Source organism: Actinomadura sp. CNU-125 (genome assembly GCF_001942465.1).
Classification (GTDB): Bacteria; Actinomycetota; Actinomycetes; order Streptosporangiales; family Streptosporangiaceae; genus Spirillospora.
On the sequence record NZ_MKJY01000031.1, the window covers coordinates 1 to 24,394 of the forward strand.

Genomic DNA, 24,394 nt, shown 5'->3' on the forward strand with positions numbered 1-24,394 from the left:
CTGCTGCTGTGGCGGCACCGGCGGATGGCGGCCCGCGGCCGGGCGCGGCGGGCGACGCGCTGCTGCTGCCGCGCGCGGTGTTCGCCACGGCGGACCGCGCCACCCGCGACGAACTGCGCGCCCAGGCGTCCGCCGAGGTCATCGCGTTCGGCGAGCTGCTGGACCGCACCGACCTGCCGGGCGGCGACCCCGCGGTCCGCGACCTGCTGACCCGCGCGCTGGACGCCTACTCCGCCGCCGGGAAGGTGCTCGACGACGCGGCGGGCGTCCCCGACCTGGCCGGTGTGCTGGTGCTGGTGGATCAGGGCCGGGACGCGCTCGCCTCGGCCGGGTCGCTCGCCGCGGGCGGCCCCGCGGTCCCGTCCGAGCCGCTGTGCTTCTTCAACCCCCTGCACGGCGACGCCGCCGTTCGGCTCACCTGGCGTCCGCCCGGCACCCGCCGGACCCTGCGGGTCCGGGCGTGCCGGGAGTGCGCCCGCACCGCGAAGGACCGCGGCACCCCGAAGTACCTGCTGGACGAGCGCGGCGACCGTCCCGTCCCGTACTTCGAGGTTCCCGCGGAGACCAGCGTGTGGGCCGAGACGGGCTACGGGCAGCTCCGGAGCGACCTGATCGAGCGGATCCTGCGCGGCGACCGCACCCGCTGACCCTCCCCCGCCGACGCCGCGCCCGGCGGCGCCGGTCAGGGCGCGAGCATCTCCGCGGTGAGGTTCGCGTCGGTGCCGGGAATGCCCTGGTCGCCCGCGCGCTTGTCGGCCATGGCCAGCAGACGCCTTATACGGCCGGCGATGGCGTCCTTGGTCAGCGGCGGGTCGGCGAGCTGGCCCAGCTCCTCCAGCGAGGCCTGCTTGTGCTCCAGCCGCAGGCGCCCGGCGTTGACCAGGTGCTCGGGCGCGTCGTCGCCGAGGATCTCCAGCGCGCGCCCCACCCGGGCGCCCGCCGCCACGGCGGCGCGCGCGGAGCGGCGCAGGTTCGCGTCGTCGAAGTTCGCGAGCCGGTTCGCGGTGGCGCGCACCTCGCGGCGCATCCGCCGCTCCTCCCACTGCAGGACGGCGCCGTGCGCGCCGAGCCGGGTCAGCAGGGCGCTGATCGCGTCGCCGTCGCGGACGACGACGCGGTCCACCCCGCGGACCTCGCGGGCCTTCGCGTGGATCTTCAGGCGGCGGGCGGCGCCGACCAGCGCGAGCGCCGCCTCCGGTCCCGGGCACGTCACCTCCAGCGACATCGACCGGCCCGGCTCGGTCAGCGACCCGTGCGCGAGGAACGCGCCCCGCCAGGCCGACACGGCGTCGCAGGCCGCCCCCGCGACCACGTGCCGCGGCAGCCCCCGCACCGGACGTCCGTTGTTGTCGATCAGCCCCGTCTGCCGCGCGAGCGACTCGCCGTCCCGGAAGACGCGGACCACGTACCGGTTGCCCTTGCGCAGCCCGCTCGGCGCGAGCACCACCACCTCGGAGGTGTGTCCGAACACCTCCGAGATGTCCTTGATGAGCCGCCGGGCGGCCACATTGGTGTCGATCTCGGCCTCGATCACGATGCGCCCGCTGACCAGGTGCAGGCCCCCCGCGAAACGCAGCAGCGTCGAGACCTCCGACTTGCGGCAGCACGGCTTCAGCACCGTCAGCCTGCTCAGCTCGTCCTTGACCACACCGGTCATCGCCATCTGTTGAACCCTCCCCCTATCGGACTTCCAGCAGTGTGGCCGAAAACGGCCGCGCCGGTCGTCACTCGCTGAATATCTGTACGAAGGCTTGGGCCAGGCGGGCGGGTTCATGACGCGGCGACCCGTCGTCGGCGGCGACCCCGGCGAGCTCCAGGCGGCCGCCGAGCTCCTGGACGGCCTTGTCGAGCGCGCCGGGATCGTCCACCACGCCTTCGTCGGCCAGGACCACGTCCACCCGGAGGTCGGGGGCGTGCGCCTGGAGCACCTCCAGATGACGCTGGGGGGAGAAATCGTCGGTCTCGCCGGGCTGCGGCGCCAGGTTCAGCGCGACGACGCGGCGGGCCTTGGACGAGGTCAGGGCGCGGGCGAGCGCGGGCACCTTCAGGTGCGGCAGCACGCTGGTGAACCACGAACCGGGGCCGAACACGATCCAGTCGGCGTCCTCGACCGCGGCGATCGTCTCGGGGCAGGCGGGCGGGTCGGCGGGCACCAGCGACACACCGAGGACGGCGCCCGGGGTGCTCGCGCACGCCACCTGGCCCCGCACCTGCCCGATCTCGTCCGGACGGGACGGGTCGGCGCCGCGCACCTCGGCGACGATGTCCAGCGGGACGGCCGCCATCGGCAGCACCCGGCCGTGCGCGCCCAGCAGCCGGCCCACCCAGTCGAGACCGGCGACGGTCGAGCCGTTCGTGCCCGGACCGGCGTCGCCGGAGCCGGACGCCTGCTCGGCGAGCAGCTCCCACAGCGCGACGATCAGCAGGTTCCCGACGGCGTGCCCGCGCAGGTCGCCGTCACTGCGGAACCGGTGCTGGACGACGTCCCGCCAGGTCTGCCCCCACTCGTCGTCGCCGCACAGGGCCGCGAGCGCCATCCGGAGATCGCCGGGCGGCAGCACGCCGAGCTCGCGGCGGAGCCGTCCGCTGGAGCCTCCGTCGTCGGCGACCGTGACCACCGCGGTCAGCCGGTCGGTGACGCGGCGCAGCGCCGACAGGGAGGCGTACAGTCCGTGGCCGCCGCCGAGTGCGACGACCTTCGGCCCGAGGGGCTTCACCGTGCCGTATCTCTCCTCGTCCGGGACCCGCGCCGGGTCGAGGCGGCACGGGTCTCACTCACGGCCGAGGTCACGATGGGCGACCTGCACGTCGAGGCCTTCGTCCCGCAGCCGGGCGGCGATCTGTTCCGCCATGGCCACACTACGGTGTTTGCCGCCGGTACATCCCACGGCGAGCGTCACGTAGTGTTTGCCCTCACGCTCGTACCCGTCGGCGAGCAGCCGCAGGACGTCGGTGTAGGCCTCCAGGAACTCCTTGGCGCCGCGCTGCCCGAGCACGTAGTCGCGGACGGCGACGTCCCGGCCCGTCTTCGGGCGCAGCTCGGGCACCCAGTGCGGGTTCGGCAGGAACCGGCAGTCGACGACCAGGTCGGCGTCCACCGGAAGCCCGTACTTGTAGCCGAACGACACCACGGTCGCGCGCAGCCGCGACTCCCCGGTGTCGGTGCCGAAGTAGCCGATGATCTTCGCGCGGAGCTCGTGCACGTTCAGCCCGCTGGTGTCGATCACCAGGTCGGCCTCGGCCCGCACCTCGCGGACCAGCTCCCGTTCCCGCGCGATGCCGTCGACCAGCCGCCCGTCGCCCTGCAGCGGGTGCGGGCGGCGCACGCTCTCGAACCGCCGCACCAGGTCGGCGTCGCTCGCCTCCAGGAACACCACCCGCGGGTGGACTCCGCGCGCCTCCAGCTCGGCGATCGAGGAGTGCAGGTCGGCGGTGAACGCGCGGCTGCGCACGTCCACCACGACCGCGATGCGCGGCACCGCGTCCTTCACCCGTCCGCCGAGGTCGGCCATGGTGGCCAGCAGCCCCGGCGGGAGGTTGTCGACCACGAACCAGTCGAGGTCCTCCAGCGACTTGGCCGCGGTGCTGCGGCCCGCCCCGGACATCCCGGTGACGATGACGATGTCCGGAATCTTGGTCTCGCTGGTCACGCCCGTCTCCCCCTGTGCTCCCCGTCGGCCGCGGTCCCGTCCGCGGCCGGGTCTCCGGGCCCCTCGCCCGGTTCCTTCCCCGTCGTGCTCCCCGTTCCCGGCGCCCCGCCGGGGCCCGTCGTCCCGCGCGAGGTCGTCCCTTGCTCGGACGCGCCTTGCGCGGACGTGCCGTGCAGTGCGGCGACGATCGTCTCGGCACTGCGCAGCCCGATGCCCGGGACCTCGGCGACCTGCTCGGGCGTCGCCTCCTTCAGCCGCTTCACCGAGCCGAAGTGTTTCAGCAGCGCCGAGCGCCGCGCCGGGCCCAGACCGGGAACACTATCGAGTTCGCTGAACGTCATGGCCTTGGAACGCCGTTGCCGGTGGAAGGTGATGGCGAACCGGTGCGCCTCGTCGCGGAGCCGCTGCACCAGGAACATGCCCTCGCTGTTGCGGGCGAGGATCACGGGATCCTCCTCGCCGGGCAGCCAGATCTCCTCCAGCCGCTTGGCGATGCCGCAGACCGGGATGTCCTCGATGCCGAGCTCGTCCAGGGCGCGCTGCGCGCCGCGACCTGCGGCGGGCCGCCGTCCACCACCACCAGGTTCGGCGGGTAGGCGAACTTGCGCGGCTTGCCCGTCTCCGGGTCGATCGGCGTTCCCGCGCCGTCCGGCGTCCGGTCGCTCTCGGCCTCCGGGTCGCCGAGCGAGTCCAGCTCGCCCGTCCGCTCGCTCTCGGCCAGGTAACGGCGGAACCGGCGCGCGATCACCTCGTGCACGGACCGGACGTCGTCCTGCCCCTCCACCGCCTTGATCGTGAACCGGCGGTACTCGCCCTTGCGGGCCAGCCCGTCCTCGAACACGACCATGGACGCCACGACGTTCGTGCCCTGCAGGTTCGACACGTCGTAGCACTCGATGCGCAGCGGCGCTCGTCGAGTTCGAGGGCCTCCTGCAGCTCGCGCAGTGCCACGCTGCGGGTCGTCAGGTCGCCGGCCCGGCGGGTCTTGTGCTGCTTGAGCGCCTCGTGCGCGTTGCGCTCGACCGTCTCCAGCAGCGCCTTCTTGTCGCCGCGCCGCGGCACCCGCAGCCGGACGGGCCCGCCGCGGCGCTCGGCCAGCAGCTCGGCCATCGGGTCGGGCTCGGGCGGCAGTTCCGGGACGAGCACCTCGCGGGGCACCGTGTCGCTCTCCCCGTAGATCTGGATGAGGAAGGTCTCGACCAGATCGGCGGTCGTGACGTCCTCGACCTTGTCCACGACCCAGCCGCGCTGCCCGCGGATGCGGCCGCCGCGCACGTAGAACACCTGGACGGCCGCGACCAGCTCGTCCTCGGCGAAGGCGATCATGTCGCAGTCGGTGCTGTCGGGCAGCACCACCGCCTGCTTCTCCAGCGCCCGTTCGAGGGCGCGCATGTCGTCGCGGAGCCGCGCGGCCCGCTCGTACTCCTGCTCGGCGGCGGCCTCGCGCATCGTCGCCTCGATGCTCTTGATGAACCGGCCGGTGTCGCCCGCCATGAAGGCGCAGAAGTCCTCGGCGAGGTCGCGGTGCTCGTCCGGGGACACCCGGCCGACGCAGGGCGCCGAGCACTTGCCGATGTCGCCGAGCAGGCACGGCCGGCCGAGCTGGTGCTGCCGCTTGAACACCCCGGCGCTGCACGTCCGGACGGGGAACACGCGCAGGAGCTGGTCGACCGTCTCCCGGATCGCCCACGCGTGGGAGTACGGCCCGAAGTAGCGCACGCCCTTGCGTTTGGCGCCCCGCATCACCATCACCCTCGGGAAGTCCTCACCGAGGGTGACCGCGAGATAGGGATAGGACTTGTCGTCGCGGTAACGGACGTTGAACCGCGGGTCGAACTCCTTGATCCACGAATATTCGAGCTGCAGCGCCTCGACCTCGGTGGCGACGACCGTCCAGTCGACCCGGGCGGCCGTCTGCACCATCGTCTGGGTGCGCGGATGCAGGGCGGTGAAGTCGGCGAAGTACGAGTTCAGCCGCGAGCGCAGGTTCTTGGCCTTGCCCACGTAGACGACGCGGCCGTGCTCGTCGCGGAACCGGTACACGCCCGGGGACTCCGGGATGGAGCCGGGTGCTGGTCGGTAAGTCGCCGGATCTGCCACATTCGAAATGCTAGTGGGCGGCACCGACACGCCGTGCGCCTCCGGTTCCCGTACCGTCCGGCGGTTCACCATGGACGGGACCCCGGGCCCGGTGACGGAGATCTCGGCGCGCGCGCGGGTAGCGGCAAAGCCGCCGGAAAGTATCGTTGAACTGCTCTTTTCGTACTCGCTGGGAGGTCGAAGCGACCGTGTCCGCATTCTGGGCCTGGATCGTGCTGGGCACCGTCGTCGCAGTCTGCGTCATCCTCGTGGAAGCCGTCCGGCGGCTGCTCGCCGGCCGGCTGTCCGCCCGCTGGCCGGGCGCGGGCAACGTGGCCAGGCGCTGCGCGGCGCCCGCGTTCGTGTTCGCGGTGGTCGCGAGCGTCGGCGGCGCGATGCCGTACCGGTACCTGTGGGACGGCGGCCAGCAGGTCGTCTCGCACGCGCTGCGCATCGCGGCCATCGGCGCGACCACCTGGCTGGTGCTCCGGATCATCTACGCGCTCACCGATCCCCCGCTGGAACGGCTGATGGAGGTCGGCGGCGACCGGAACCGGCGCGCCCGGCGGACCCGCACGCAGATGCTGCTGCTGCGCCGCATCGGCGCGGCCGTCCTGGTCGTGCTCGCGGTCGGCGCCGCGCTGTTCACCTTCCCGGCCGTCCGCACGATCGGCGCCGGGGTGCTCGCCTCGGCGGGCATCGCCGGTGTCGTCGTGGGCATCGCCGCCAAACCGGCCGTCGGCAACCTGCTCGCGGGGCTGCAGCTGGCGTTCGGCGACGCCCTCCGCCTGGACGACGTCGTCGTCGCCGGGGGCGAATGGGGACGCGTCGAGGAGCTGACGCTCTCCTACGTCGTCGTGCGGCTCTGGGACGACCGCAGGATGATCTTCCCGGTGTCCTATTTCACGGAGCAGCCCTTCGAGAACTGGACCCGGCACTCCACCCGCCTGTACGGCTCGGTCGAGCTGGCCGTCGACTGGTCGGTCCCCCTCGACGAACTGCGCGAGGCCCTGCACGCGCACCTGCGCGAGAACCCGCTGTGGGACGGCCGCGACTGGGCCCTGCAGGCGACCGAGATCCTGCCGAACGGCCTGGTGAAGCTGCGCGCGATCATGACGGCCGCGGACTCCGGCGCCACGTGGGACCTGCGCTGCGCCGTCCGGGAACACCTGATCTCCTACGTGCGCACCCACCACCCGGACGCGCTCCCGCGCTTCCGCACCGGCCCGGACGGCGCCCCCTTCGGTCCGGACGGCTCCCCGGCCGGCCCGGACGACGGCGCCCGGGCCGACGCGGACCGGGCCGTCCCGAACGCGGACGGCCCGGTGCGCATCGTCAAGCCACGGTGATCGTCAGGCCACGGTGATGTTCCCGCCCTGAACGGTCACGTTCCGGCGGGGCAGCGGGTCCTCGGCGGGCGGCTGCACCACCGACCCGTCGGTGATGCTGAACTTGCTGTCGTGGCACGGGCACACGATCGCCCCGTCGGACACGGACCCGACGCTGCACCCCTTGTGCGTGCACTCCGCGGAGAACGCGGTGAACTCGCCCTGCGACGGCTGGCACAGACGACCTTCGCGTCCTTGAAGATCTTCCCGCCGCCGACGGGGATCTCCCCCGTCGTGGCGAGCGCCTGCCCCCCGCCGGTGTCGCCGCCGTCGGCGCCGCCGCCCGTTTCGCCCGTCCCGCCGGTCTCGCCGCCGGTCCCGCCCGCCGTCTCGTCGTCCCCGCCGCACGCCGCGGCGGAGGCCGGCGACGCCCGCGAGGCCCGCGCCGACGAGCAGCGTGCGGCGGGTGGCGGACGGCCGCTCCGTCGTCTCCCCTTGCGTCTGCGACTCCTGTGCCATGTCGAACCCTCCGGTGCGCGTGTTCGTGTTCCTTCATCGGAAAGCACGTGGCCGCGCACCGGATGGTTCAAATCCGAACGGACTCAGACGACGACGATCGAGTCTCCCTTGACCTGCACGGGGTACTCCTTGAGGGGCTGATCGGCGGGCCCCTTCTGCACCGACCCGTCGGTGATCTTGAACTCGCTGCCGTGGCACGCGCAGTTGATCAGGCCGTTCGCCACCCGCCCGACGGTGCACCCCTGGTGCGTGCACACGGCCGTGAACGCCTTGAACTGCCCCTTCTGCGGCTGTGTCACCACGAGTTCGGTGTCACCGAACGTCTTGCCGCCGCCCACCGGGATCTCGGAGACCTTCGCGATCTCCTGTCCCTTCAGCTCGTCGGCCGACTTGGTGTCGCCGCCGGATCCGCAGCCCGCGAGCACGGCCGTGGCGCCGACGGCGCCGGCGCCGCACAGCACCGCGCGCCGCCCGATCCCCCCGCTCCCGGCGCTCCGCACGTGTTCGCACGCGGCTCCGGGCGTCTGTTCGTTGGTCATGCCCCAATCCTGGTGGACGCCCCGCGCTTCCCCGCACCGACCCCCGCCCACCGTCCCGGAACGGGTCCTGCGAGCGCGCGAACCACCGCAGACCGGCGCCCGCGCGGCCGAAGCGAGCTCTGCGAGCGGGCACGCCGCCGTCCCAGGACGGCCGAAAGCACTCGTGCGGCCGTGGCGGCGGACCCGGCCGGCCGAAAGCACTCGTGCAGTCAGGGCGCCACCACCCGGGACGTCCGAAAACACACGCGCGGCCGAGCGGCGGTACCCGGGCGGCCGGAGCGAGCTCTGCGAGCGGAGGCCGACCGTTGCGGGTCAGGTGAGGATTTTGGACAGGAAGTGGCCGGTGTGGCTGCTTTCGACCTTCGCGACGTCCTCGGGGGTGCCCGCGGCGACGACCGTCCCGCCGCGGGAGCCGCCCTCGGGGCCCATGTCGATGATCCAGTCGGCGGTCTTGATCACGTCGAGGTTGTGCTCGATGACGATGACCGTGTTGCCCTTGTCGACGAGGCCGTTGAGGACGCCGAGGAGCTTGTGGATGTCCTCGAAGTGCAGGCCGGTGGTCGGCTCGTCCAGCACGTAGACGGTCCGGCCGGTGGAGCGCTTCTGCAGCTCGGAGGCGAGCTTGACGCGCTGGGCCTCGCCGCCCGACAGCGTCGGCGCGGGCTGGCCGAGCCGGACGTAGCCGAGCCCGACGTCGTTGAGGGTCTTCAGGTGCCGGTGGATCCCGCTGATCGGCTCGAAGAACTCGGTGGCCTGCTCGATCGGCATGTCGAGCACCTCGGCGATCGTCTTGCCCTTGTAGTGCACCTCGAGCGTCTCGCGGTTGTAGCGGGCGCCGTGGCACACCTCGCAGGGGACGTAGACGTCCGGGAGGAAGTTCATCTCGATCTTGATGGTGCCGTCGCCGGAGCAGTTCTCGCAGCGGCCGCCCTTGACGTTGAAGGAGAACCGGCCCGGCTGGTAGCCGCGGACCTTCGCCTCGGTCGTCTGCGCGAACAGCTTGCGGATGTGGTCGAACACGCCGGTGTAGGTCGCCGGGTTGGAGCGCGGGGTGCGCCCGATCGGCGACTGGTCGACGTGCACGACCTTGTCGAGCTGGTCGACGCCGTTCACGCGCCGGTGCTTGCCGGGCACGGTCTTGGCGTTGTTCACCTTCTTGGCGAGCGAGTTGTAGAGGATGTCGTTGACCAGCGTCGACTTGCCCGACCCGGACACGCCCGTGACGACCGTCAGGACGCCGAGGGGGAACGCCACGTCGACGTTCTGCAGGTTGTTCTGCTGGGCGCCCTTGACGGTGATCTCGCGGCCCTTGGTGCGGGGGCGCCGGATCTGCGGGACGGCGATCGCCCGGCGGCCCGACAGGTACGCGCCGGTGAGCGACTTCTCCGACTCGAGCAGTTCGTCGACGGTGCCGGACACGACGATCTCGCCGCCGTGCTCCCCCGCGCGGGGGCCGATGTCGACGACCCAGTCGGCGGCGGCGATCGTGTCCTCGTCGTGCTCGACGACGATCAGCGTGTTGCCCATGTCGCGCAGCCGGATCAGCGTCTCCAGCAGGCGGTGGTTGTCGCGCTGGTGGAGGCCGATCGACGGCTCGTCCAGCACGTACAGGACGCCGACGAGGCCGGAGCCGATCTGCGTCGCCAGCCGGATCCGCTGCGCCTCGCCGCCCGCGAGCGTCGCGGACGCCCGGTCGAGCGTGAGGTAGTCGAGGCCGACGTCGAGGAGGAAGCCCAGACGGGCGTTGATCTCCTTGAGCACCCGCTCGGCGATCTGCTTCTCGCGGTCGTTCAGCTCCATCGCCAGCAGGAACTTGGCGCATTCGCCGATGGGCAGCGCGGCGACCTCGGCGATCGACATCCCGCCCATCGTGACGGAGAGGATCTCGGGCTTGAGCCGCGCGCCCTTGCAGGTCGGGCACGGGATCTCCCGCATGTAGCCCTCGAGCTTGTCCCGGCTGTAGTCGCTCTCGGACTCGGCGTGCCGCCGCTGGATGTAGGGGATCGCGCCCTCGAACGCCGTGTAGTACGAGCGCGTCCGTCCGTACCGGTTCTTGTACCGGACGTGGACCTGCGTCTCGTGCCCGTTCAGGACGGCTTTGCGCGCCTTGTTCGGCAGTTCGTCCCAGGGGGTGTTGAGGTCGAACCCCATGGCGTCGCCCAGGGCCGACAGCAGCCGCAGGAAGTAGTCGCTGACGTGCCCGCCGGACCACGGCTGGACGGCGCCCTCGCCGAGCGTCAGTTCCCCGTCGGGGATGACGAGCTCGGGGTCGACCTCCATGCGCGTGCCGAGGCCCGTGCAGTCGGGGCAGGCGCCGTAGGGCGAGTTGAACGAGAACGAGCGCGGCTCCAGCTCCTCGAACGACAGGTCGTCGTACGGGCAGTAGAGGTGCTCGGAGAACATCCGGGTGCGCTGCTCGTCGTCCTCGGGCAGGTCGACGAAGTCGAGGAAGATCGTGCCGCCGGCGAGGCCGAGGGCGGTCTCCACCGAGTCGGCGAGGCGCTGCCGGGCCGAGTCCTTGACCGCGAGCCGGTCGACCACGACGGAGATGTCGTGCTTCTCCTGCTTCTTCAGCTTGGGCGCCTCGTCGAGCCGCACCATCCGCCCGTCCACCAGGGCCCTGGAGAACCCCTTCGACTGCAGTTCGCGGAAGAGTTCGACGTACTCGCCCTTGCGGCCGCGGATGACGGGGGCCAGCACCTGGAACCGGGTGCCCTCCTCCAGTTCGAGCACCCGGTCCACGATCTGCTGCGGCGCCTGCTTGCTGATCGGCCGCCCGCACTCGGGACAGTGCGGATGCCCGATCCGCGCGTAGAGCAGGCGCAGGTAGTCGTAGACCTCGGTGATCGTCCCGACCGTCGACCGCGGGTTCTTGCTGGTCGATTTCTGGTCGATGGACACGGCGGGCGACAGGCCCTCGATGAAGTCGACGTCCGGCTTGTCCATCTGCCCGAGGAACTGCCGCGCGTACGCCGAGAGCGACTCGACGTACCTGCGCTGCCCCTCGGCGAAGATCGTGTCGAACGCCAGGCTCGACTTCCCGGAACCCGACAGACCGGTGAACACGATCATGGAGTCCCGCGGGAGGTCGAGCGAGACGTCCTTCAGGTTGTGCTCGCGTGCTCCACGCACGATGAGTCGGTCATGCACGGCGATTCCCGGTTCCCCTTCTGGGCGCGGCGATGCGTAGTGGGGAGGACGCAACGTCCCCGATTCCATAACAGCGCTGGTCGCCGCCGCATTTCCTGGTGTCCCCCGCCCGTCCCGCAGGGAGCGGACGGCACCATCGCACCGTACACGTGTTCGAACACCCCTGCCACCGGAACGCGCGCTCCGGGGCCGCCCGCCGCCCGGGGCCGCCCGCCGCGGGGGGGGGTCACTCGTCGTCGAGGGCGTATTCGAGGTAGCGGTCGGCGGAGCGGCGCACGGCGTCCTTGCCGTCGGTGTAGACGATCTTGCGCCACCAGGCGCCGTAGACGCGGTCGAAGTCGTAGGGCTCCAGGAGGCGCAGCGCGCGGCGGACGGTCCGGGGACGCTCCGGGATGAAATTCGGGTACGAGTACATGAAACTCACCCAGTCGCGGTCGTTGGCGACCTGCAGGATGTCGCCGGAGAACAGGGCGCGCCCGTCGCGCCAGTGCAGGACCTGGCCGCCGTCGAAGTGCACGCCCGCGTTGATCAGCGTGACGCCGTCGGCGATCTCGTGCGTGTCGCCCTCCCAGAAGACGACGGCGTCGTCCGGACGGGCGATCCAGCGGCGGTCGGCCTCGTGGATGTAGACGGGCGCGTCGAAGGCGTGCGCCCATTCGATCATCGTGCCGTAGTAGTGCGGGTGGCTGATCGCGATCGCGTCGATGCCGCCCAGGTCGTCGACCTCGCGGATCAGGTCGTTGTCGATGTGGGTGATCATGTCCCACAGGACGTTGCCCGCGGGCGTGCGCAGGAGCAGCGCGCGCTGGCCGATGGCGATGGACGGCTCGGTGCCGATCCCGACGACGTCCAGGCCCTCGTCCTCGATCCGCGCCCGGTGCCCGGCCGCCCGCAGTTCCGCCAGGCTCGTCCAGCGCTGGCCTTCCCAGCCGACGTACTGCCGCTCGTCCGCGCAGATGGGACAGTCGGACCGGGGAGCACCGTACTGGACGCCGCAGGTGACGCAGATCGGAAATTCCATGATCGGCATTGTGAACGGGCGACGGCCGGGGTGCAACGCGGCGTGCGGGTGGGTCAGGATGGACGGTCGTGAGCACCTCGGAGTATTCCCGCGACGTGATCGGCGAACTCGACTCGGGCGTGGAGCGGATCGCCGCCACGCTGTCCGCGCTGGACGACGCGGACCTGCGCGCCCCCTCGGCGCTGCCCGGGTGGAGCCGCGCGCACGTCGCCGTCCACATCGCCCGTAACGCCGACTCGCTGAGCAATCTGCTGGAGTGGGCGCGGACGGGCGAGGAGATCCCGCAGTATCCGAGCATCGAGCGGCGGAACGCCGACATCGAGGCCGGGGCCGGACGGAACGCCGCCGAGCTCGTCGAGGACGTGCGGGCCACCGCCGCCCGGTTCGGCGAGCTGGCCCGCGGCCTGCCGGAGGACGCCCGGGACTTCACCGTTCGGGCCATGCCGGGCTTCGCCCACCCGGCCTGGTACGCGATCCTGCGCCGCTGGCACGAGGTCGAGGCGCACCACGTCGATCTCGCCGCCGGGTACGGGCCCGCCGACTGGCCGGACTCCTACGTCGGCTGGGCGGTGCGCGGCACGCTGGCCGACGCGGCGGCGCTGCCGCGCGAGCGGCTGCTCGGCCTGGCCGGGTACCGGATCACGGTGACCGACCTGGACGAGTCGGCGGTGTTCGGCGACGCGTCCGGCGCGGAGGCGTCCGGGACGGGCCGCGCGGTGCTGGCCTGGCTGAGCGGGCGCTCGGACGGCGCGGGCGTGACCCTCCGCCCGGACGGCCCCTCGCCGGAGGTTCCGCCGTGGCCGCACGCCCCCGCCGGGTTCCCGTCCGCCTAGCTCCCCGGGTTCGTTGGTCTGCGGCGCGTTGCCCTCATCCGGGCGCGCGTAAGGGCAACACGCCGCAGGTCGGAGTCAGTGAGCGCTCGACGGCGGGGCGGACGTTCACATGTCGAGCGATCTATCCGATTCGAGCCATTTGTCGAGGGCGCGGACGCGCCGGGCGCAGTCGGCGGCGGAGTCGGCGTCGCCGAGCGCCCGGTACGACGCGCCCTGCATCCGGAGCGCCTCGCGCCGCCCCGGATGGTCGTCCATGTCGCGGCGGATGGCGATCTCGGCGCCGAAGTGCGCGGCCGCGCGCGCGTGCTCGCCGAGCAGCTGGGACGCCCGCGCCATCACGTGCAGCGCGTACGCCTGCTCGCGGGCGTCCCCGAGTTCGGCGGCCAGGTCCAGCGCGCGCCGTCCGGTCTCCAGGGCGTCCGCGGCGCGGCCCAGGTCCAGGTGGACGGCGGCGAGGTGGACGAGCGCGGTGCCCTCGGCGTACCGGTCGCCGGCCTCGCAGACGAGCCGCAGCGCGTCCAGGCCGACGCGCAGGGCGTCCCGCGGGCGCCCGCTGCGCCGCAGGACCATCGCGAGGGTGTCGGTGCCGACGCCGAGGCCGTGCCGGTCGCCGACGCCGCGCCGGATCCCGAGCGCCTGCTGCGCGGCGCGTTCGGCGTCCTCGGGCAGCCCGAGCCGCAGGTAGGTGCGGGCGATGCTGCCGAGCGTGCCGGCCAGCCGGCCGCGGGCGCCGAGCCGGTGCCACAGGTCCAGGGCCTCCAGGCCGAGGACGAACGCCTCCTGCGGGCGCCCGAGCCGGCGCATCACCACCGACAGGTGCTCCAGGTCGTTGGCCTCGCCGTGCCGGTCGCCGATCTCCCGCCGCACCTCCAGGGCGAGCAGGAGGTGCTCGCGGGCCTCCCGGTGGCGGCCGAGCCGCAGGTGGACGACGCCGATCTGCGCGAGCGTCTCCGCTTCGCCGTGCCGGTCGCCGACGTCGCGGTGCAGCCGCAGGGCGTCCCCGCAGTAGGTGAACGCCTCGGCGAACCGTGCCGCGTCGCACGTCAGCATCCCGAGGGTGGTCAGCGCGCGCGCCTCTCCGTGGCGTGCGCCCAGTGCGCGATAGGTGCGCAGGGCCTGTTCGGCGTCGCGCATGGCGAGGTCGCGCTGTCCGAGGGAGGAATGCGTGCGGGCGAGCAGGGTAAGCGCTTGGGCGGCACCGAGTTGGTCGGATTCTTCTTGCCGGATGTAAAGGGCCTCTAGGGCGTGCAGGATGGCGTCCCGGACGTTGCCCCAGCGGCGGTGGACCCTCGCCAAGGTGAGCAGGGTTCCGGCCACGCCGGGCAGGTCACCGATCCGCCTCCGTATGGCGAGCGCCTGGTCCGCGTGGTCGAGCGCCCGTTCGTGGTCGGACAGGCCCAGGTGCGCGCGGGCGAGCGTGTCGTGCGCCTGGGCGACGCCCCCGTCGTCGCCCAGGTCGCGGTGCGCGTCCAGGGCGCGGTGCGCGTCCAGGGCGCGGCGCGCGAGGTCGATCGCGGTCGGGTACCGGCCCAGGGCGGCGTGCACGTCGGCGAGCGTGCCCAGGGTGGCGGCCTCCCCGTGCCGGTCCGGCGGGTCGACGGCCCGGAACCCGCGCCGCGCGTCCTCCCCGTACCCGACGGCCTGGAGGGAGCGGTCGAGCTCGACGTGCGCGACGGCGAGGTCGTGCAGCATCACGGCCGCGGCCGCCCAGTCCTCCTCGGCGCGGGCGGCGCGCAGGCCCGCCTGCAGGACCGCGACGTTGTCCTCCCCGTAGCGCCGGAGGCGCTGGAAGTCGAACAGGGCGTCGGCGAGCTCCCAGCACGTCCGGTGCAGGCCGAGCCGGGCCGCCCGGTGCACGGCCGCGACGAGGTTGCGCCGCTCGGCCTCGAACCAGGCGAGGCCCGCGGCCCGCGCGTCCGCCCCTTTGTCCGGCCCGTGGCCCGGCGTGCCGTCCGCGCCCGGTTCCGGGGATTCGGGCGTGTTCCCGGCGGCCCGCGGACGCGCGGGCGCGCCGAGCGCCTCGCCCGCCGTGCGGGCCCCGGCGAGGTAGGCGGCCAGCAGCCGCCGCTGCGCGGCCTGCAGGTCGCTGTCGGCGTCCTCGACGAGCGCGCGCCCGCGGGCGAACTCGCGCAGCAGGTCGTGCATCCGGTAGCGGCCGGGGGCGGCGTCCTGGACCAGGTACGCCTGCCGCAGCCCCTCCAGGCAGTCGCGCGCCTCGTCCTGCGTCCGGTCCAGGAGGGCGGCGAGGGCGGCGGCGGTGAAGTCGGGCCCGGCGACGAGCCCGAGCCGGCGGAACGCCTCCCGCTGGTCGAGGCCCAGCCCCCGGTAGGCCACCTCGAACGTCGGGCTCAGCACGCCGTGCAGCGCGCCGCCGCGCGCCGCGCCCCGCACGCCGTCCCGCGCCGCCGCGCCGGACACCCCGGGAGCCGTCTCCTCGTCGTGCGCGGTCAGTTCCCGGACGGTCTCGGCGATCGACTCGTCCGGGTTCTCGGCGAGCCGCCCGGCCATCACCGCGAGGGCCAGCGGCAGCCGCCCGCACTCGCGGGCCAGCCGGGCGAGCGGCCGCCGCTCCCCCGCGACCCGCGGGTCGCCGGATCGAGCACGCCCGCGATCAGGTCCTCGGCCTCCTGCGCCGCCAGTTCCCGCAGCTCCAGCGTGCGGACGTCCGCGCCCCGCAGCGGCGGCGGGAGCCGGCGCCGGCTCGTCACGATCACCAGCCCGGACTCGGCCGCGGCGAGCAGCGGCCCGACCTGCTCGGGCCCGGCGGCGTCGTCCAGGATCAGCAGCATCCGGCGGTCGGCCAGCAGCGACCGGCACTGCGCCGCCAGGCCCGCCGCGGTGCGCGGCAGCTGGTCGCCGGGGACGCCCATCGCGCGCAGCACCTGCCCCATCGCCGCGCCGGGCGTGACGGGGCCGCCGGACGTCCCGCGCAGGTCGGTGAACAGGATCCCGTCGGGGAACCGCCCGGCCGTCCGGTGCGCCCAGTGCAGCGCCAGGGCCGTCTTGCCCGACCCTGCCATCCCCTGGACGACGACCGCGCGCGGCCACTCGGCCTGCGCCACGAGCATGTCGAGCTTGCGCAGGCTCACGTCGCGGCCGGTGAAGAAGGGGTTGTCCGCCGGGAGCTTCAGCACGGCGGTCCTCCCCCCGGACGACTCCAGCCGCACGGGCGCGCGCGCGGCGATGCCGCCCGGTTCCGTCGCTGCGCCGGGGCGTGCTCGACGGCGGGCCACTCGTCCCCCCAGGGGCTCGCGGCACGGCGCAGCCGTTCGGGGTCCAGGACGACGAGCGGACGGGGCCGCGGGTCCAGGATCCTCTTCGCCCGCCACTTGCGGAACCAGCGGACGAGCGTCTCCCGGGACATCCCCGACCAGTTCGCCAGCTCGGCCTGGCTGAGCCGCAGCGGCACCTCCAGGCCGCGCGAGGTGCGCTCCCCGAACCGGTGGACCAGCTCCAGCAGGTGGTAGGCGAGCCGCTGCGGATGATCCGCGGCGCGCACCGCGTGGCGGCGCCCCCCGTAGGTGACGGTCTGGGAGACGGTGTGCATCATCGCCTCGGCGACCCGGGGGTTGGCCGCCAGCAGGCTGCGGAACTTGCGGCGCTCCACCCGCAGCGCCACGAGGTGGTCGAGCGCGGCGACCGTCCCGCGCTGGGGATGCCCCCACGGGCCGAGGACGCCGACGAGGTCGCCCGCCCCGAACAGGTCGATGATCGACTGGTCGCCGTCGCTGGAGTCCACGAACTCCTTGGCGACGACGTTGCCCCTCGCGCGCGTCACGTCCTTGAACAGCACGTAGACGGCGGGGGCCGTCATGCCCTGGTGGCACAGCGTTCCCCGCGGGGGGACGGCGGTGGTGCGGCCCATCGCCCGCAGCGCCTGCCGGTCGGCGGGCGCGAGCCGCGCCCAGAAGCTCCCCGGGCGCACGCCGTGATCCGGGTCGTGGTGGTCGAAGCCGTGGTCCAGCACGATTCACCCGCCGCCCGCCGTCGTCGCCGCCGCGAGCGTCCAGAACAGGAACAGCACCCCGGTCGTGACCGCCCACGCGAGCGCCCGCCAGGACAGCCCGCCGCAGCGGTGCGCGGCCGACAGCAGCCGCCGCAGCTCCCGGTCGCGGACCGCCCCGTCCAGCGCGGCGGCCGACGCGAACGTCGTCCACGGGACCGCCGGGTCGAGCGGCGCGCCGGTGCGGCCGCGGACCTCGCCGAGCACCGACACCAGCGTCAGCCGCGTCCGGACGGCGAAGGCCGCCGACGTCGCGAACGACCCGGCGAGCACGGGCAGCAGCGCCAGCGCGGCGACGCCGGGCGGTCCCGCGGCCAGCCGCGTGCCGGTCCCGACCAGCACCAGGGCGAGCAGCACCGCCGCGATCGCGGCGTCCTGCCCGCAGAGCCGGACCAGCGCGCACGCCTGCCCGAGGACGTCCTCGGGCGGTTCGGGGCGCGGTCCGGGACGAGACGCGGTGACCCGCCGGTCCACCTGCATCGTCGCACCGTCCTCCCGGTCGAACCTGATCTGCCAATGACCATGGTGCGGCGGCGGGCGGGAGATTTCCGCCCACTAATGCACGGTTCGGGTGAGTCCGGTGACCCATTCCGGCGGCCTAGCGGGACGGCCGTGCCGGACGGCCGTGCCGGTCGGCGCCGCCGGAGGGTGATCGCCGCCGCCGATGGGAGAAGATGGTCGTCCGGCATCCAGCGCGGCCTACGAAGGAGGACCCATGACCTACACGGGGAACGTCGAGCCCGGCGGGCGGCCCGACGTCCGGGAGCTGCCGGGCCTGACGGTCACGAAGGTGTCGGTCGGCCCGTACGACAACAACGCCTACGTCCTGCGCTGCACGGCGACGGGCGAGCAGCTTCTGGTGGACGCGGCGAACGAGGCGTCCCGGCTGCTGGAGCTGGTCGGCGACGGCCCGCTCGCCCGGATCGTCACCACCCACCGGCACCAGGACCACTGGATGGCGCTCAGCGAGGTCGCGCGCGCGACCGGCGCGCCCGTCGTCGCGCACCCCCACGACGCCGAGGCGCTGCCCGAGCCCGTCGCCGAGCCCGTCGAGGACGGCGGCACCGTCCGGGTGGGACGGGCGACGCTCGAAGTGATCCATCTGCGCGGGCACACGCCCGGCTCGATCGCGCTGCTCTACGACGCGGGCGGCGAACTCGCCGACCGTCCGCACCTGTTCACCGGCGACAGCCTGTTCCCCGGCGGCATCGGCAACACCTGGGGCGACCCGACGCTGTTCAAGCAGCTGCTCGCCGACGTGGAGGAGCGCGTCTTCGAGCGGCTCCCGGACGCCACCTGGTTCTATCCCGGGCACGGCAAGGACTCCACGCTCGGCCGCGAGCGCCCCGGCATCCCGGAGTGGCGCGCCCGCGGCTGGTGACCGTGCCGGCCGCGCCCGATCACGGGCCCGATCCCCCGGCCGTTCGCCCGGCCGTTCGCCGCACCCGATCGTCCGCCCGGCTCCGCCGCCGGCCCGTCCGGAACAACCGGCGGGGAGTGTTCGTTTCTCCAACCACACTTCCGGCGGCCAGGAGAGCGACATCCACGACATCGACGAGGTGGATCCGGGGCCGGCGCTGCACTACCCGGCCGGTTCCCTCGTGCTCGTCGCCGGTCTGCCCGGCGCCGGAAAGAGCACGCTGCTGAACCGGCTCTACGGCCTGCGCGGCGACGAGATCGCGCCGGTGCCCGCGGGCGACGTCCTGGTGATCGACTCCGGGCAGGCGCGCAACTGGTGGGCCCGGCGGCTGCGCCCGCTGCCCGGGGTGCTGCGCACCCCGCTGATCCACGCCACGCACGTGTGGCGGATCGGACGGGCCGTGCTGCGCGGCCGCGGCGTCGTCGCCCACACCCGCGGCACCTGGCCGCACATCCTGCATCTGTTCGCGTGGATGGCGCGGCTGCACGGCGGCGGGGTCCACCTGATCCTGATCGACGTCGACCCCGAGACGGCGCGGGCCGGGCAGTTCGCGCGCGGGCGGGTGGTCACCCGCGCGACGTTCCACCGGCACTGCCGCCGCTGGCGCCCGCTCCTCGACAGCGCTCGCGACGCGCCGTCCCGCCCGCCGCGGGCGTCACCGTCCTGGACCGCAACACCGCCGACAAACTGCAGGTCATCCGCTTCCGCTGAACTCCGCCGAGCCCCGCTGGTCCCGTCGCCGGCCCGGTCGCCCGCTTCGGGGTCAGCGCAGCCCGGCGAACCAGTCGGCCACCATGCCGGTCGCCGCCGTGTTCGACCCGAGGTGCCGCGACCCCTCGTGGAGCCGGTCGTCCACATCGACGACCCGCACCCGCGCGCCGCGGTCCCGGAAAGCCGCCGCGCACGCCGTCGTGTTCGCGGTGACCGCCTGCTCGTCGCCGTCCATCTTGTACAGCCGGACGGGCACGCGCGGCGTCCAGGCCGTGCAGACCTCGCCGTCCACGCGCAGCCCCTCGGCGAACGCCCCCGACGGGTTCCGCAGGAGGTCCAGCCCGCGCGGGGTGAGCAGCTCGTCCAGCGTGCCGGGCAGGCCCTGCAGCATGACCGGGCCGGGCGTCGTGCCGTCGAAGAACTTCTCGACGCGTCCGGCGTAGGGGTCACGGAACAGCTCCGACGGGTCCCGGTAGACGCCGCCGAAGATCCGGTTCCAGGACGTCAGCAGGTAGGACGTGTACGCGACGCCGATCTTCGGGACGACCTCGCCGTTCAGCAGCGCGGGCAGCTCCGACCCCCGGAAGTCGTAGGCGCCGCTGATCGGGGCCGCAGCACGGACGCGGAACCGCGGGTCGGCGCCCTCCTGCAGCGCCCGGGCGAGGCCGAGCGCCGACGACGCGCCCTGCGAGAACCCGGTGACCAGGACGTCCCGCTCGAGGACGCGGCCCCGGCGCGGCGCGAACGCGCGCGCCGCCCGCAGCATGTCGAGCGCCGCCGACGTCTCGGACGGCACGTGCTTCCACGGGTGGACGCCCGGTCCCTCGCCGAGCCCCAGGTAGTCGGGGGCGACGGCGGCGAACCCGGCGGCGCCGAAGGTGACGGCCGGGCCGCGCGCCCAGGCGTCGTCGGCGACGGACGGGGCGTCCGGTTTGTAGCTGGTCGTCCCGTGCGTGTAGGAGACCGTGCGGAGCCGCCGGTCGCCGTTGCGGGGCAGCACCAGCAGGCCGCTCGCGGTGGTCGGGCGGCGTGCGCGTCGACCGTCCGGTAGACGAGCCGGTAGGCGTCCACCCCGTACCGGACGGGCGCGGCGTCGAAGCCCGCGCCCTCCAGCAGCCGGCGCGCGTCCGCCGCCGTCAGGCCGTCGAGGCGCGTCGCGGACACCAGGCTCCCCCGCCGGGCGTGCCCGTGCGCGGGCCCGTGCCCGGCGGCCTCCCGGACGGACGCGCTCGCCTCCCGGTTCGCGGCGTCGGTGCCGAGCAGGCCGGTCGTGGCGGCGCCCGTGACGGCGGCCACGAGACCGGCGGTGATGCGGGCGGTGGGACGGGACATCTCGGCTCCTTCTTCGGGGATCGCCCCCAAAGCCTTCAACCGGCCGCACCGGGCGCTCCACACCCGCAGTAACGATCTTGCAGTCGCTACCTGAGCGGGTCACGGATCCCTCTGAAGCCCTACGGCCCCGGCCGCCGCCCGCCCGCCGCGTCGATCGGGTTTTTCCGATTGATGAAAGTGGCGTGCGACAGGTGGAGCGGGGATTTATAGGGTCGTCGGACATCGAGAGCACGAGGAGATAGAGCATGGCGCAGCAGGTACGCGGGGTCGTCGCACCGGGCAAGGGCGAGCCGGTACGGATCGAGACGATCACGATTCCCGATCCCGGCCCCGGGGAGGCGGTGGTGGACGTCCAGGCCTGCGGGGTCTGCCACACCGACCTGCACTACCGGGAGGGCGGGATCAACAACGAGTTCCCGTTCCTGCTCGGGCACGAGGCCGCCGGGGTCGTGGAGTCGGTCGGCGCGGGCGTCACCGAGGTCGAGCCGGGCGACTTCGTGGTGCTGAACTGGCGGGCGGTGTGCGGGCAGTGCCGGGCGTGCCTGCGGGGACGCCCGTGGTACTGCTTCGACACCCACAACGCGAAGCAGAAGATGACCCTCGCCGACGGCACGGAGCTGTCCCCCGCGCTGGGCATCGGCGCGTTCGCCGACAAGACCCTGGTGGCCGCCGGGCAGTGCACGAAGGTCGACCCGGCCGCCAAGCCGGAGGTCGCGGGGCTGCTCGGCTGCGGCGTGATGGCGGGCCTGGGCGCGGCGATCAACACCGGGAACGTCGGCCGGGGCGACTCGGTCGCGGTCATCGGCTGCGGCGGGGTCGGCGCGGCGTCGGTGCTCGGCGCGCGGCTGGCCGGCGCGGCGAAGATCATCGCGATCGACCTGGACGAGCGCAAGCTCGCCACCGCGACGTCCCTCGGGGCGACGCACACCATCAACGCGAAGGACGCCGACGTCGTCGAGTCCGTGCGGGAGCTGACCGGCGGGTTCGGCGCCGACGTGGTGATCGAGGCGGTGGGCCGCCCGGAGACCTACGAGCAGGCGTTCTACGCCCGCGACCTCGCCGGGACGGTCGTGCTGGTCGGCGTGCCGACGCCGGAGATGAAGCTCGAACTGCCGCTGCTGGACGTGTTCGGCCGGGGCGGGGCGCTGAAGTCGTCCTGGTACGGCGACTGCCTGCCCTCCCGCGACTTCCCGATGCTGATCGACCTGTACCTGCAGGGACGCCTCGACCTGGACGCGTTCGTCACCGAGACCATCGGGATCGGCGACGTCGAGGCGGCGTTCGAGAAGATGCACCACGGCGACGTCCTGCGTTCGGTGGTGACGCTCTGATGGCGGCCGAGATCACCTCCCGCGTCACGTCCGGGACGTTCTCGCTGGACGGCGGCACCTGGGACGTCGACAACAACGTGTGGATCGTCGGCGACGCGAACGAGGCGATCGTCATCGACGCCGCGCACGACGCCGGCGCGATCCTCGACGCCCTCGACGGGACGAAGCTGCTGGCGATCGTGTCGACGCACGCCCACGACGACCACGTCAACGCCGCGCCCGCCCTGTCCGACGCCACGGGCGCGCCCGTCCTGCTGCACCCCGACGACCTGCCGCTGTGGCGGCAGCGCCACCCGGACCGCGAACCCGACGGCCTGCTGGCCGACGGCCAGGTCATCACGGTCGCCGGCACGGACCTGACCGTCCTGCACACCCCGGGGCACAGCCCCGGCGGCGTGTGCCTCCACGCGCCCGGGCCGAAGGCGCTGTTCTCCGGCGACACGCTGTTCAAGGGAGGCCCCGGCGCGACCGGGCGGTCGTTCTCCGACTTCCCGACGATCATCACGTCCATCCGGGAGCGGCTGCTGACGCTCCCGGACGACACCCGCGTCCACCCGGGCCACGGCGACGGCACCACGATCGGCGCCGAGGCCCCGCACCTCGACGAGTGGATCGCCCGCGGCCACTGACCCCGGCCGGCGCCGCGCCCGCCCCGCTAGGACGGACCGGCGGGCGCGGCGAGCCGGGTGGGGCGGGTGTGGCCGCGCAGCACGACCTCGTCGCCGAGGCCCAGCGCGCCGCCTCGTCCGGCCCGGCCTCCGCGACGAGCGTCCCGGCGGCCAGGACGCGCGCGGGGGTGGTCTTGGCGAGGTCGGTGAGGCGCGCGGCCTCGTTCACCGGGTCGCCGATCACCGTGTACTCGAAACGCTCCTCGGCGCCGATGTGCCCGGCGACGGCCTCCCCGGCGGAGACGCCGACGGCGGCCTCGATCCCGCGGACCTCGGTGCGCAGCCGGGCGGCCAGCTCGCGGCCCGCCGCCAGCGCGGCGGGCGGGCGCGCCGTCCAGGTCGAGCGGCGCCCCGAAGATCGCCAGGGCGGCGTCGCCCTCGAACTTGTTGATCCAGCCGCCGTGCGCGCCGACGACCTCGACCACGACGGCGAAGAAGTCGTTGAGCAGCTTGACGACCTCGGCGGGCGGCCGGTCGGCGGCGAGCCGGGTGGAGCCGATGATGTCGACGAACAGCACCGCGACCTCGCGCAGCTCCCCGCCGAGGTCGACGCCGCGCTCGACGGCGACGCGCGCGGCGTCCGCGCCGACCTGCCTGCCGAACAGGTCCCGCAGCCGCTCGTGCTCGCGCAGCCCGGCGGCCATGTGGTTGAACCCGGCCTGCAGCAGGCCGACCTCGCTCGCGTCGTAGACGGGGACCTCGACGTCCAGGTCGCCGTGCTGGACGCGCGCGAGGCCGTGCCGGACGGACTCGACCGGGTCGGCGACCGCGCGGGCGGCCCCGTAGGTGACGAGGAACCCGACGACCAGGGCGATGCCGCCGAGGGTGAGGACCGCGACGGCGAAGTCCCGGACGGTGATCCGCGCGATGAGGAACGAGCCGACCGCCAGGCTGATGAGCCCGAGGACCGGGACGGCGGTGCCGAGCGCCCACGCGAGGACGGACCGGGCGACGACGCCGGGCAGCCCGGTGCGCCGCGGCAGTTCGCTGCGCAGCGCGGTGGTGACCGCGCGGCGGAGCAGCCGCTCGGTGATCAGGTAGACGAACGTGCAGGTAGTGAGGCCGCCGAGCAGGCTCGTCAGGCCGAGCTTGACCGCGAGCAGCCAGGAGAACGGCAGGTTGATCAGCACCCAGCCGACCGTCCCGATCCCCCACAGCGTCAGGTGCAGGCCCATCAGCCGCAGCGGCCCGTAGAGCAGCAGGGACGCGCGGCGCTGCGGTTCGTCGTGGTGTTGCAGGAGGTGGCGGACGCGGCGGAAGAACCGTTCGCCGAGGACGAGCCCGACCGGGAGCGCGGCGGCGACGTAGGCGGTGAAGACGATCAGGTTGACCAGCTTGATCCGGTCGGAGACGTCGCCGACCGGATCGGGGACGACGAGGCCGAACATCACCACGACGAGCGCGCCGCCGAGGTTGGCCAGGCCGGTGGCGATCGTGACCAGGATCCGCGCGCGCCGCGCGACGGCCGTCCGCGAGTCCCCCGGCCGCCCGTCGATCAGCCGCCACAGGGGCCCGAGCAGCGTCCGCCGAGCCCGCGGCACGGAAGGCCCGGCAAGCGCGCCCGGCCGCCGCCCGGCCGCCGCATCGGCCGCCGCATCGGCCGCCGCCCCGGCCGCCGCATCGGACGCCATGTCGGACGCCGCATCGGACGCCGCATCGGACACCGCATCGGACGCCATGTCGGACGCCGGGCCGGACGCCGGGTCCACGGCCGCCGGGTCCACGGCCGCCGGGTCCACGGCCGCGTCCGTGCCCGGCTCCGCGTCCACCCGCGCGCCCACACCCGTATGCGTGTCCGCATGCGCGTCCG

General features: G+C 73.8%; 19 protein-coding genes and 2 pseudogenes. 6 read left to right on the forward strand and 15 right to left on the reverse strand.

Annotated features, from left to right (window positions below; translation table 11 throughout):
- Positions 1-647 (forward strand): annotated as a pseudogene (locus BJF79_RS55095) (hypothetical protein); the annotation flags it as partial.
- 35 nt (positions 648-682) lie between these two features.
- Here the strand turns inward: BJF79_RS55095 and whiA are convergent.
- The 4 genes and pseudogenes from whiA to uvrC form a co-directional block, all read right to left on the reverse strand.
- Entirely contained in the window at positions 683-1,663 is a 981-nt protein-coding gene (gene whiA / locus BJF79_RS04635; protein ID WP_075895152.1) for a DNA-binding protein WhiA, read from the reverse strand.
- A 61-nt stretch (positions 1,664-1,724) separates the two neighbouring features.
- Positions 1,725-2,717, reverse strand: a complete 993-nt coding sequence (gene yvcK, locus BJF79_RS04640; protein ID WP_075895154.1) for a uridine diphosphate-N-acetylglucosamine-binding protein YvcK — start codon at positions 2,715-2,717, stop codon at positions 1,725-1,727.
- 54 nt (positions 2,718-2,771) lie between these two features.
- On the reverse strand, positions 2,772-3,650 hold the full coding sequence (gene rapZ, locus BJF79_RS04645) for an RNase adapter RapZ (RefSeq protein ID WP_075895155.1): 879 nt from the start codon (positions 3,648-3,650) through the stop codon (positions 2,772-2,774).
- A pseudogene (gene uvrC, locus BJF79_RS04650) lies at positions 3,647-5,750 on the reverse strand (excinuclease ABC subunit UvrC). Before uvrC ends, rapZ begins: the two are co-directional and overlap by 4 nt.
- Before the next feature lie 188 nt (positions 5,751-5,938).
- On the opposite strand from uvrC, the gene BJF79_RS04655 reads away from it, so the two are divergent.
- The gene (locus BJF79_RS04655; protein ID WP_075895157.1) at positions 5,939-7,078 is read left to right on the forward strand and encodes a mechanosensitive ion channel family protein; all 1,140 of its coding nucleotides are present in this window, start codon (positions 5,939-5,941) and stop codon (positions 7,076-7,078) included.
- Between the two features lie 3 nt (positions 7,079-7,081).
- Here BJF79_RS04655 and BJF79_RS04660 read toward each other — a convergent pair whose 3' ends face one another.
- The 4 genes from BJF79_RS04660 to BJF79_RS04675 all read right to left on the reverse strand — a co-directional run bounded on the left by BJF79_RS04660 (position 7,082) and on the right by BJF79_RS04675 (position 12,286).
- Complete coding sequence (locus tag BJF79_RS04660; protein ID WP_262401536.1) at positions 7,082-7,576, reverse strand: Rieske (2Fe-2S) protein; 495 nt, start codon at positions 7,574-7,576, stop codon at positions 7,082-7,084.
- A gap of 83 nt (positions 7,577-7,659) precedes the next feature.
- Positions 7,660-8,115, reverse strand: a complete 456-nt coding sequence (locus tag BJF79_RS04665) for a Rieske (2Fe-2S) protein (protein ID WP_083733165.1) — start codon at positions 8,113-8,115, stop codon at positions 7,660-7,662.
- A 312-nt stretch (positions 8,116-8,427) separates the two neighbouring features.
- A complete protein-coding gene (uvrA, locus tag BJF79_RS04670) occupies positions 8,428-11,265 on the reverse strand; it encodes an excinuclease ABC subunit UvrA (RefSeq protein WP_075895159.1) in 2,838 nt (945 codons plus the stop codon).
- A 226-nt stretch (positions 11,266-11,491) separates the two neighbouring features.
- A complete protein-coding gene (locus BJF79_RS04675; protein ID WP_262401537.1) occupies positions 11,492-12,286 on the reverse strand; it encodes an MBL fold metallo-hydrolase in 795 nt (264 codons plus the stop codon).
- A 68-nt stretch (positions 12,287-12,354) separates the two neighbouring features.
- Here BJF79_RS04675 and BJF79_RS04680 point away from each other — a divergent pair, with 68 nt between their 5' ends.
- The gene (locus BJF79_RS04680) at positions 12,355-13,119 is read left to right on the forward strand and encodes a maleylpyruvate isomerase family mycothiol-dependent enzyme (protein WP_075895163.1); all 765 of its coding nucleotides are present in this window, start codon (positions 12,355-12,357) and stop codon (positions 13,117-13,119) included.
- A 105-nt stretch (positions 13,120-13,224) separates the two neighbouring features.
- Here the strand turns inward: BJF79_RS04680 and BJF79_RS04685 are convergent, their stop codons facing one another.
- The 4 genes from BJF79_RS04685 to BJF79_RS04700 are packed head-to-tail and all read right to left on the reverse strand — an operon-like array spanning position 13,225 to position 17,602.
- Positions 13,225-15,627, reverse strand: coding sequence for a tetratricopeptide repeat protein (locus BJF79_RS04685; protein ID WP_075895165.1), 2,403 nt, complete (start codon positions 15,625-15,627; stop codon positions 13,225-13,227).
- Positions 15,627-16,253, reverse strand: coding sequence for an NB-ARC domain-containing protein (locus BJF79_RS04690; RefSeq protein WP_143219699.1), 627 nt, complete (start codon positions 16,251-16,253; stop codon positions 15,627-15,629). The genes BJF79_RS04685 and BJF79_RS04690 overlap by 1 nt, the downstream gene beginning before the upstream one ends.
- Positions 16,247-17,086: a Crp/Fnr family transcriptional regulator gene (locus BJF79_RS04695; RefSeq protein ID WP_075895168.1), complete on the reverse strand. Its 840-nt coding sequence runs from the start codon at positions 17,084-17,086 to the stop codon at positions 16,247-16,249. Before BJF79_RS04695 ends, BJF79_RS04690 begins: the two co-directional genes overlap by 7 nt.
- Positions 17,087-17,089: 3 nt before the next feature.
- On the reverse strand, positions 17,090-17,602 hold the full coding sequence (locus BJF79_RS04700) for a hypothetical protein (RefSeq protein ID WP_075895170.1): 513 nt from the start codon (positions 17,600-17,602) through the stop codon (positions 17,090-17,092).
- Between the two features lie 235 nt (positions 17,603-17,837).
- On the opposite strand from BJF79_RS04700, the gene BJF79_RS04705 reads away from it, so the two are divergent.
- Positions 17,838-18,503, forward strand: coding sequence for an MBL fold metallo-hydrolase (locus BJF79_RS04705; RefSeq protein ID WP_075895172.1), 666 nt, complete (start codon positions 17,838-17,840; stop codon positions 18,501-18,503).
- 19 nt (positions 18,504-18,522) lie between these two features.
- Here BJF79_RS04705 and BJF79_RS55100 read toward each other — a convergent pair whose 3' ends face one another.
- Both BJF79_RS55100 and BJF79_RS04715 read right to left on the reverse strand, forming a co-directional pair.
- Positions 18,523-19,128 carry a hypothetical protein gene (locus BJF79_RS55100; protein ID WP_158079088.1) on the reverse strand — a complete coding sequence of 202 codons (606 nt, stop codon included), beginning with the start codon at positions 19,126-19,128 and terminating at the stop codon, positions 18,523-18,525.
- Positions 19,129-19,305: 177 nt separating this feature from the next.
- The gene (locus tag BJF79_RS04715; protein ID WP_262401538.1) at positions 19,306-20,253 is read right to left on the reverse strand and encodes a hypothetical protein; all 948 of its coding nucleotides are present in this window, start codon (positions 20,251-20,253) and stop codon (positions 19,306-19,308) included.
- 577 nt (positions 20,254-20,830) lie between these two features.
- On the opposite strand from BJF79_RS04715, the gene BJF79_RS04720 reads away from it, so the two are divergent.
- Positions 20,831-21,916 (forward strand): S-(hydroxymethyl)mycothiol dehydrogenase, encoded by a 1,086-nt coding sequence (locus tag BJF79_RS04720; RefSeq protein WP_075895174.1) that lies wholly within the window; start codon positions 20,831-20,833, stop codon positions 21,914-21,916.
- A complete protein-coding gene (locus BJF79_RS04725; RefSeq protein WP_075895176.1) occupies positions 21,916-22,545 on the forward strand; it encodes an MBL fold metallo-hydrolase in 630 nt (209 codons plus the stop codon). Before BJF79_RS04720 ends, BJF79_RS04725 begins: the two co-directional genes overlap by 1 nt.
- A 26-nt stretch (positions 22,546-22,571) precedes the next feature.
- Here the strand turns inward: BJF79_RS04725 and BJF79_RS65230 are convergent.
- A partial coding sequence (locus BJF79_RS65230; protein WP_410050047.1) for an adenylate/guanylate cyclase domain-containing protein occupies positions 22,572-24,394 on the reverse strand: 1,823 nt, incomplete at its 5' end.

What these genes read in the sequence shown, in the direction of transcription:
- whiA (WP_075895152.1), bottom strand. Translation starts at nt 1,663, where the DNA reads ATGGCGATGACCGGTGTGGTCAAGGACGAGCTGAGCAGGCTGACGGTG.
- BJF79_RS04660 (WP_262401536.1), bottom strand. Translation starts at nt 7,576, where the DNA reads ATGGCACAGGAGTCGCAGACGCAAGGGGAGACGACGGAGCGGCCGTCC.
- BJF79_RS04665 (WP_083733165.1), bottom strand. Translation starts at nt 8,115, where the DNA reads ATGACCAACGAACAGACGCCCGGAGCCGCGTGCGAACACGTGCGGAGC.
- BJF79_RS04675 (WP_262401537.1), bottom strand. Translation starts at nt 12,286, where the DNA reads ATGGAATTTCCGATCTGCGTCACCTGCGGCGTCCAGTACGGTGCTCCC.
- BJF79_RS04685 (WP_075895165.1), bottom strand. Translation starts at nt 15,627, where the DNA reads ATGGCCGGGCGGCTCGCCGAGAACCCGGACGAGTCGATCGCCGAGACC.
- BJF79_RS04700 (WP_075895170.1), bottom strand. Translation starts at nt 17,602, where the DNA reads ATGCAGGTGGACCGGCGGGTCACCGCGTCTCGTCCCGGACCGCGCCCC.
- BJF79_RS04705 (WP_075895172.1), top strand. Translation starts at nt 17,838, where the DNA reads ATGACCTACACGGGGAACGTCGAGCCCGGCGGGCGGCCCGACGTCCGG.
- BJF79_RS04720 (WP_075895174.1), top strand. Translation starts at nt 20,831, where the DNA reads ATGGCGCAGCAGGTACGCGGGGTCGTCGCACCGGGCAAGGGCGAGCCG.
- BJF79_RS04725 (WP_075895176.1), top strand. Translation starts at nt 21,916, where the DNA reads ATGGCGGCCGAGATCACCTCCCGCGTCACGTCCGGGACGTTCTCGCTG.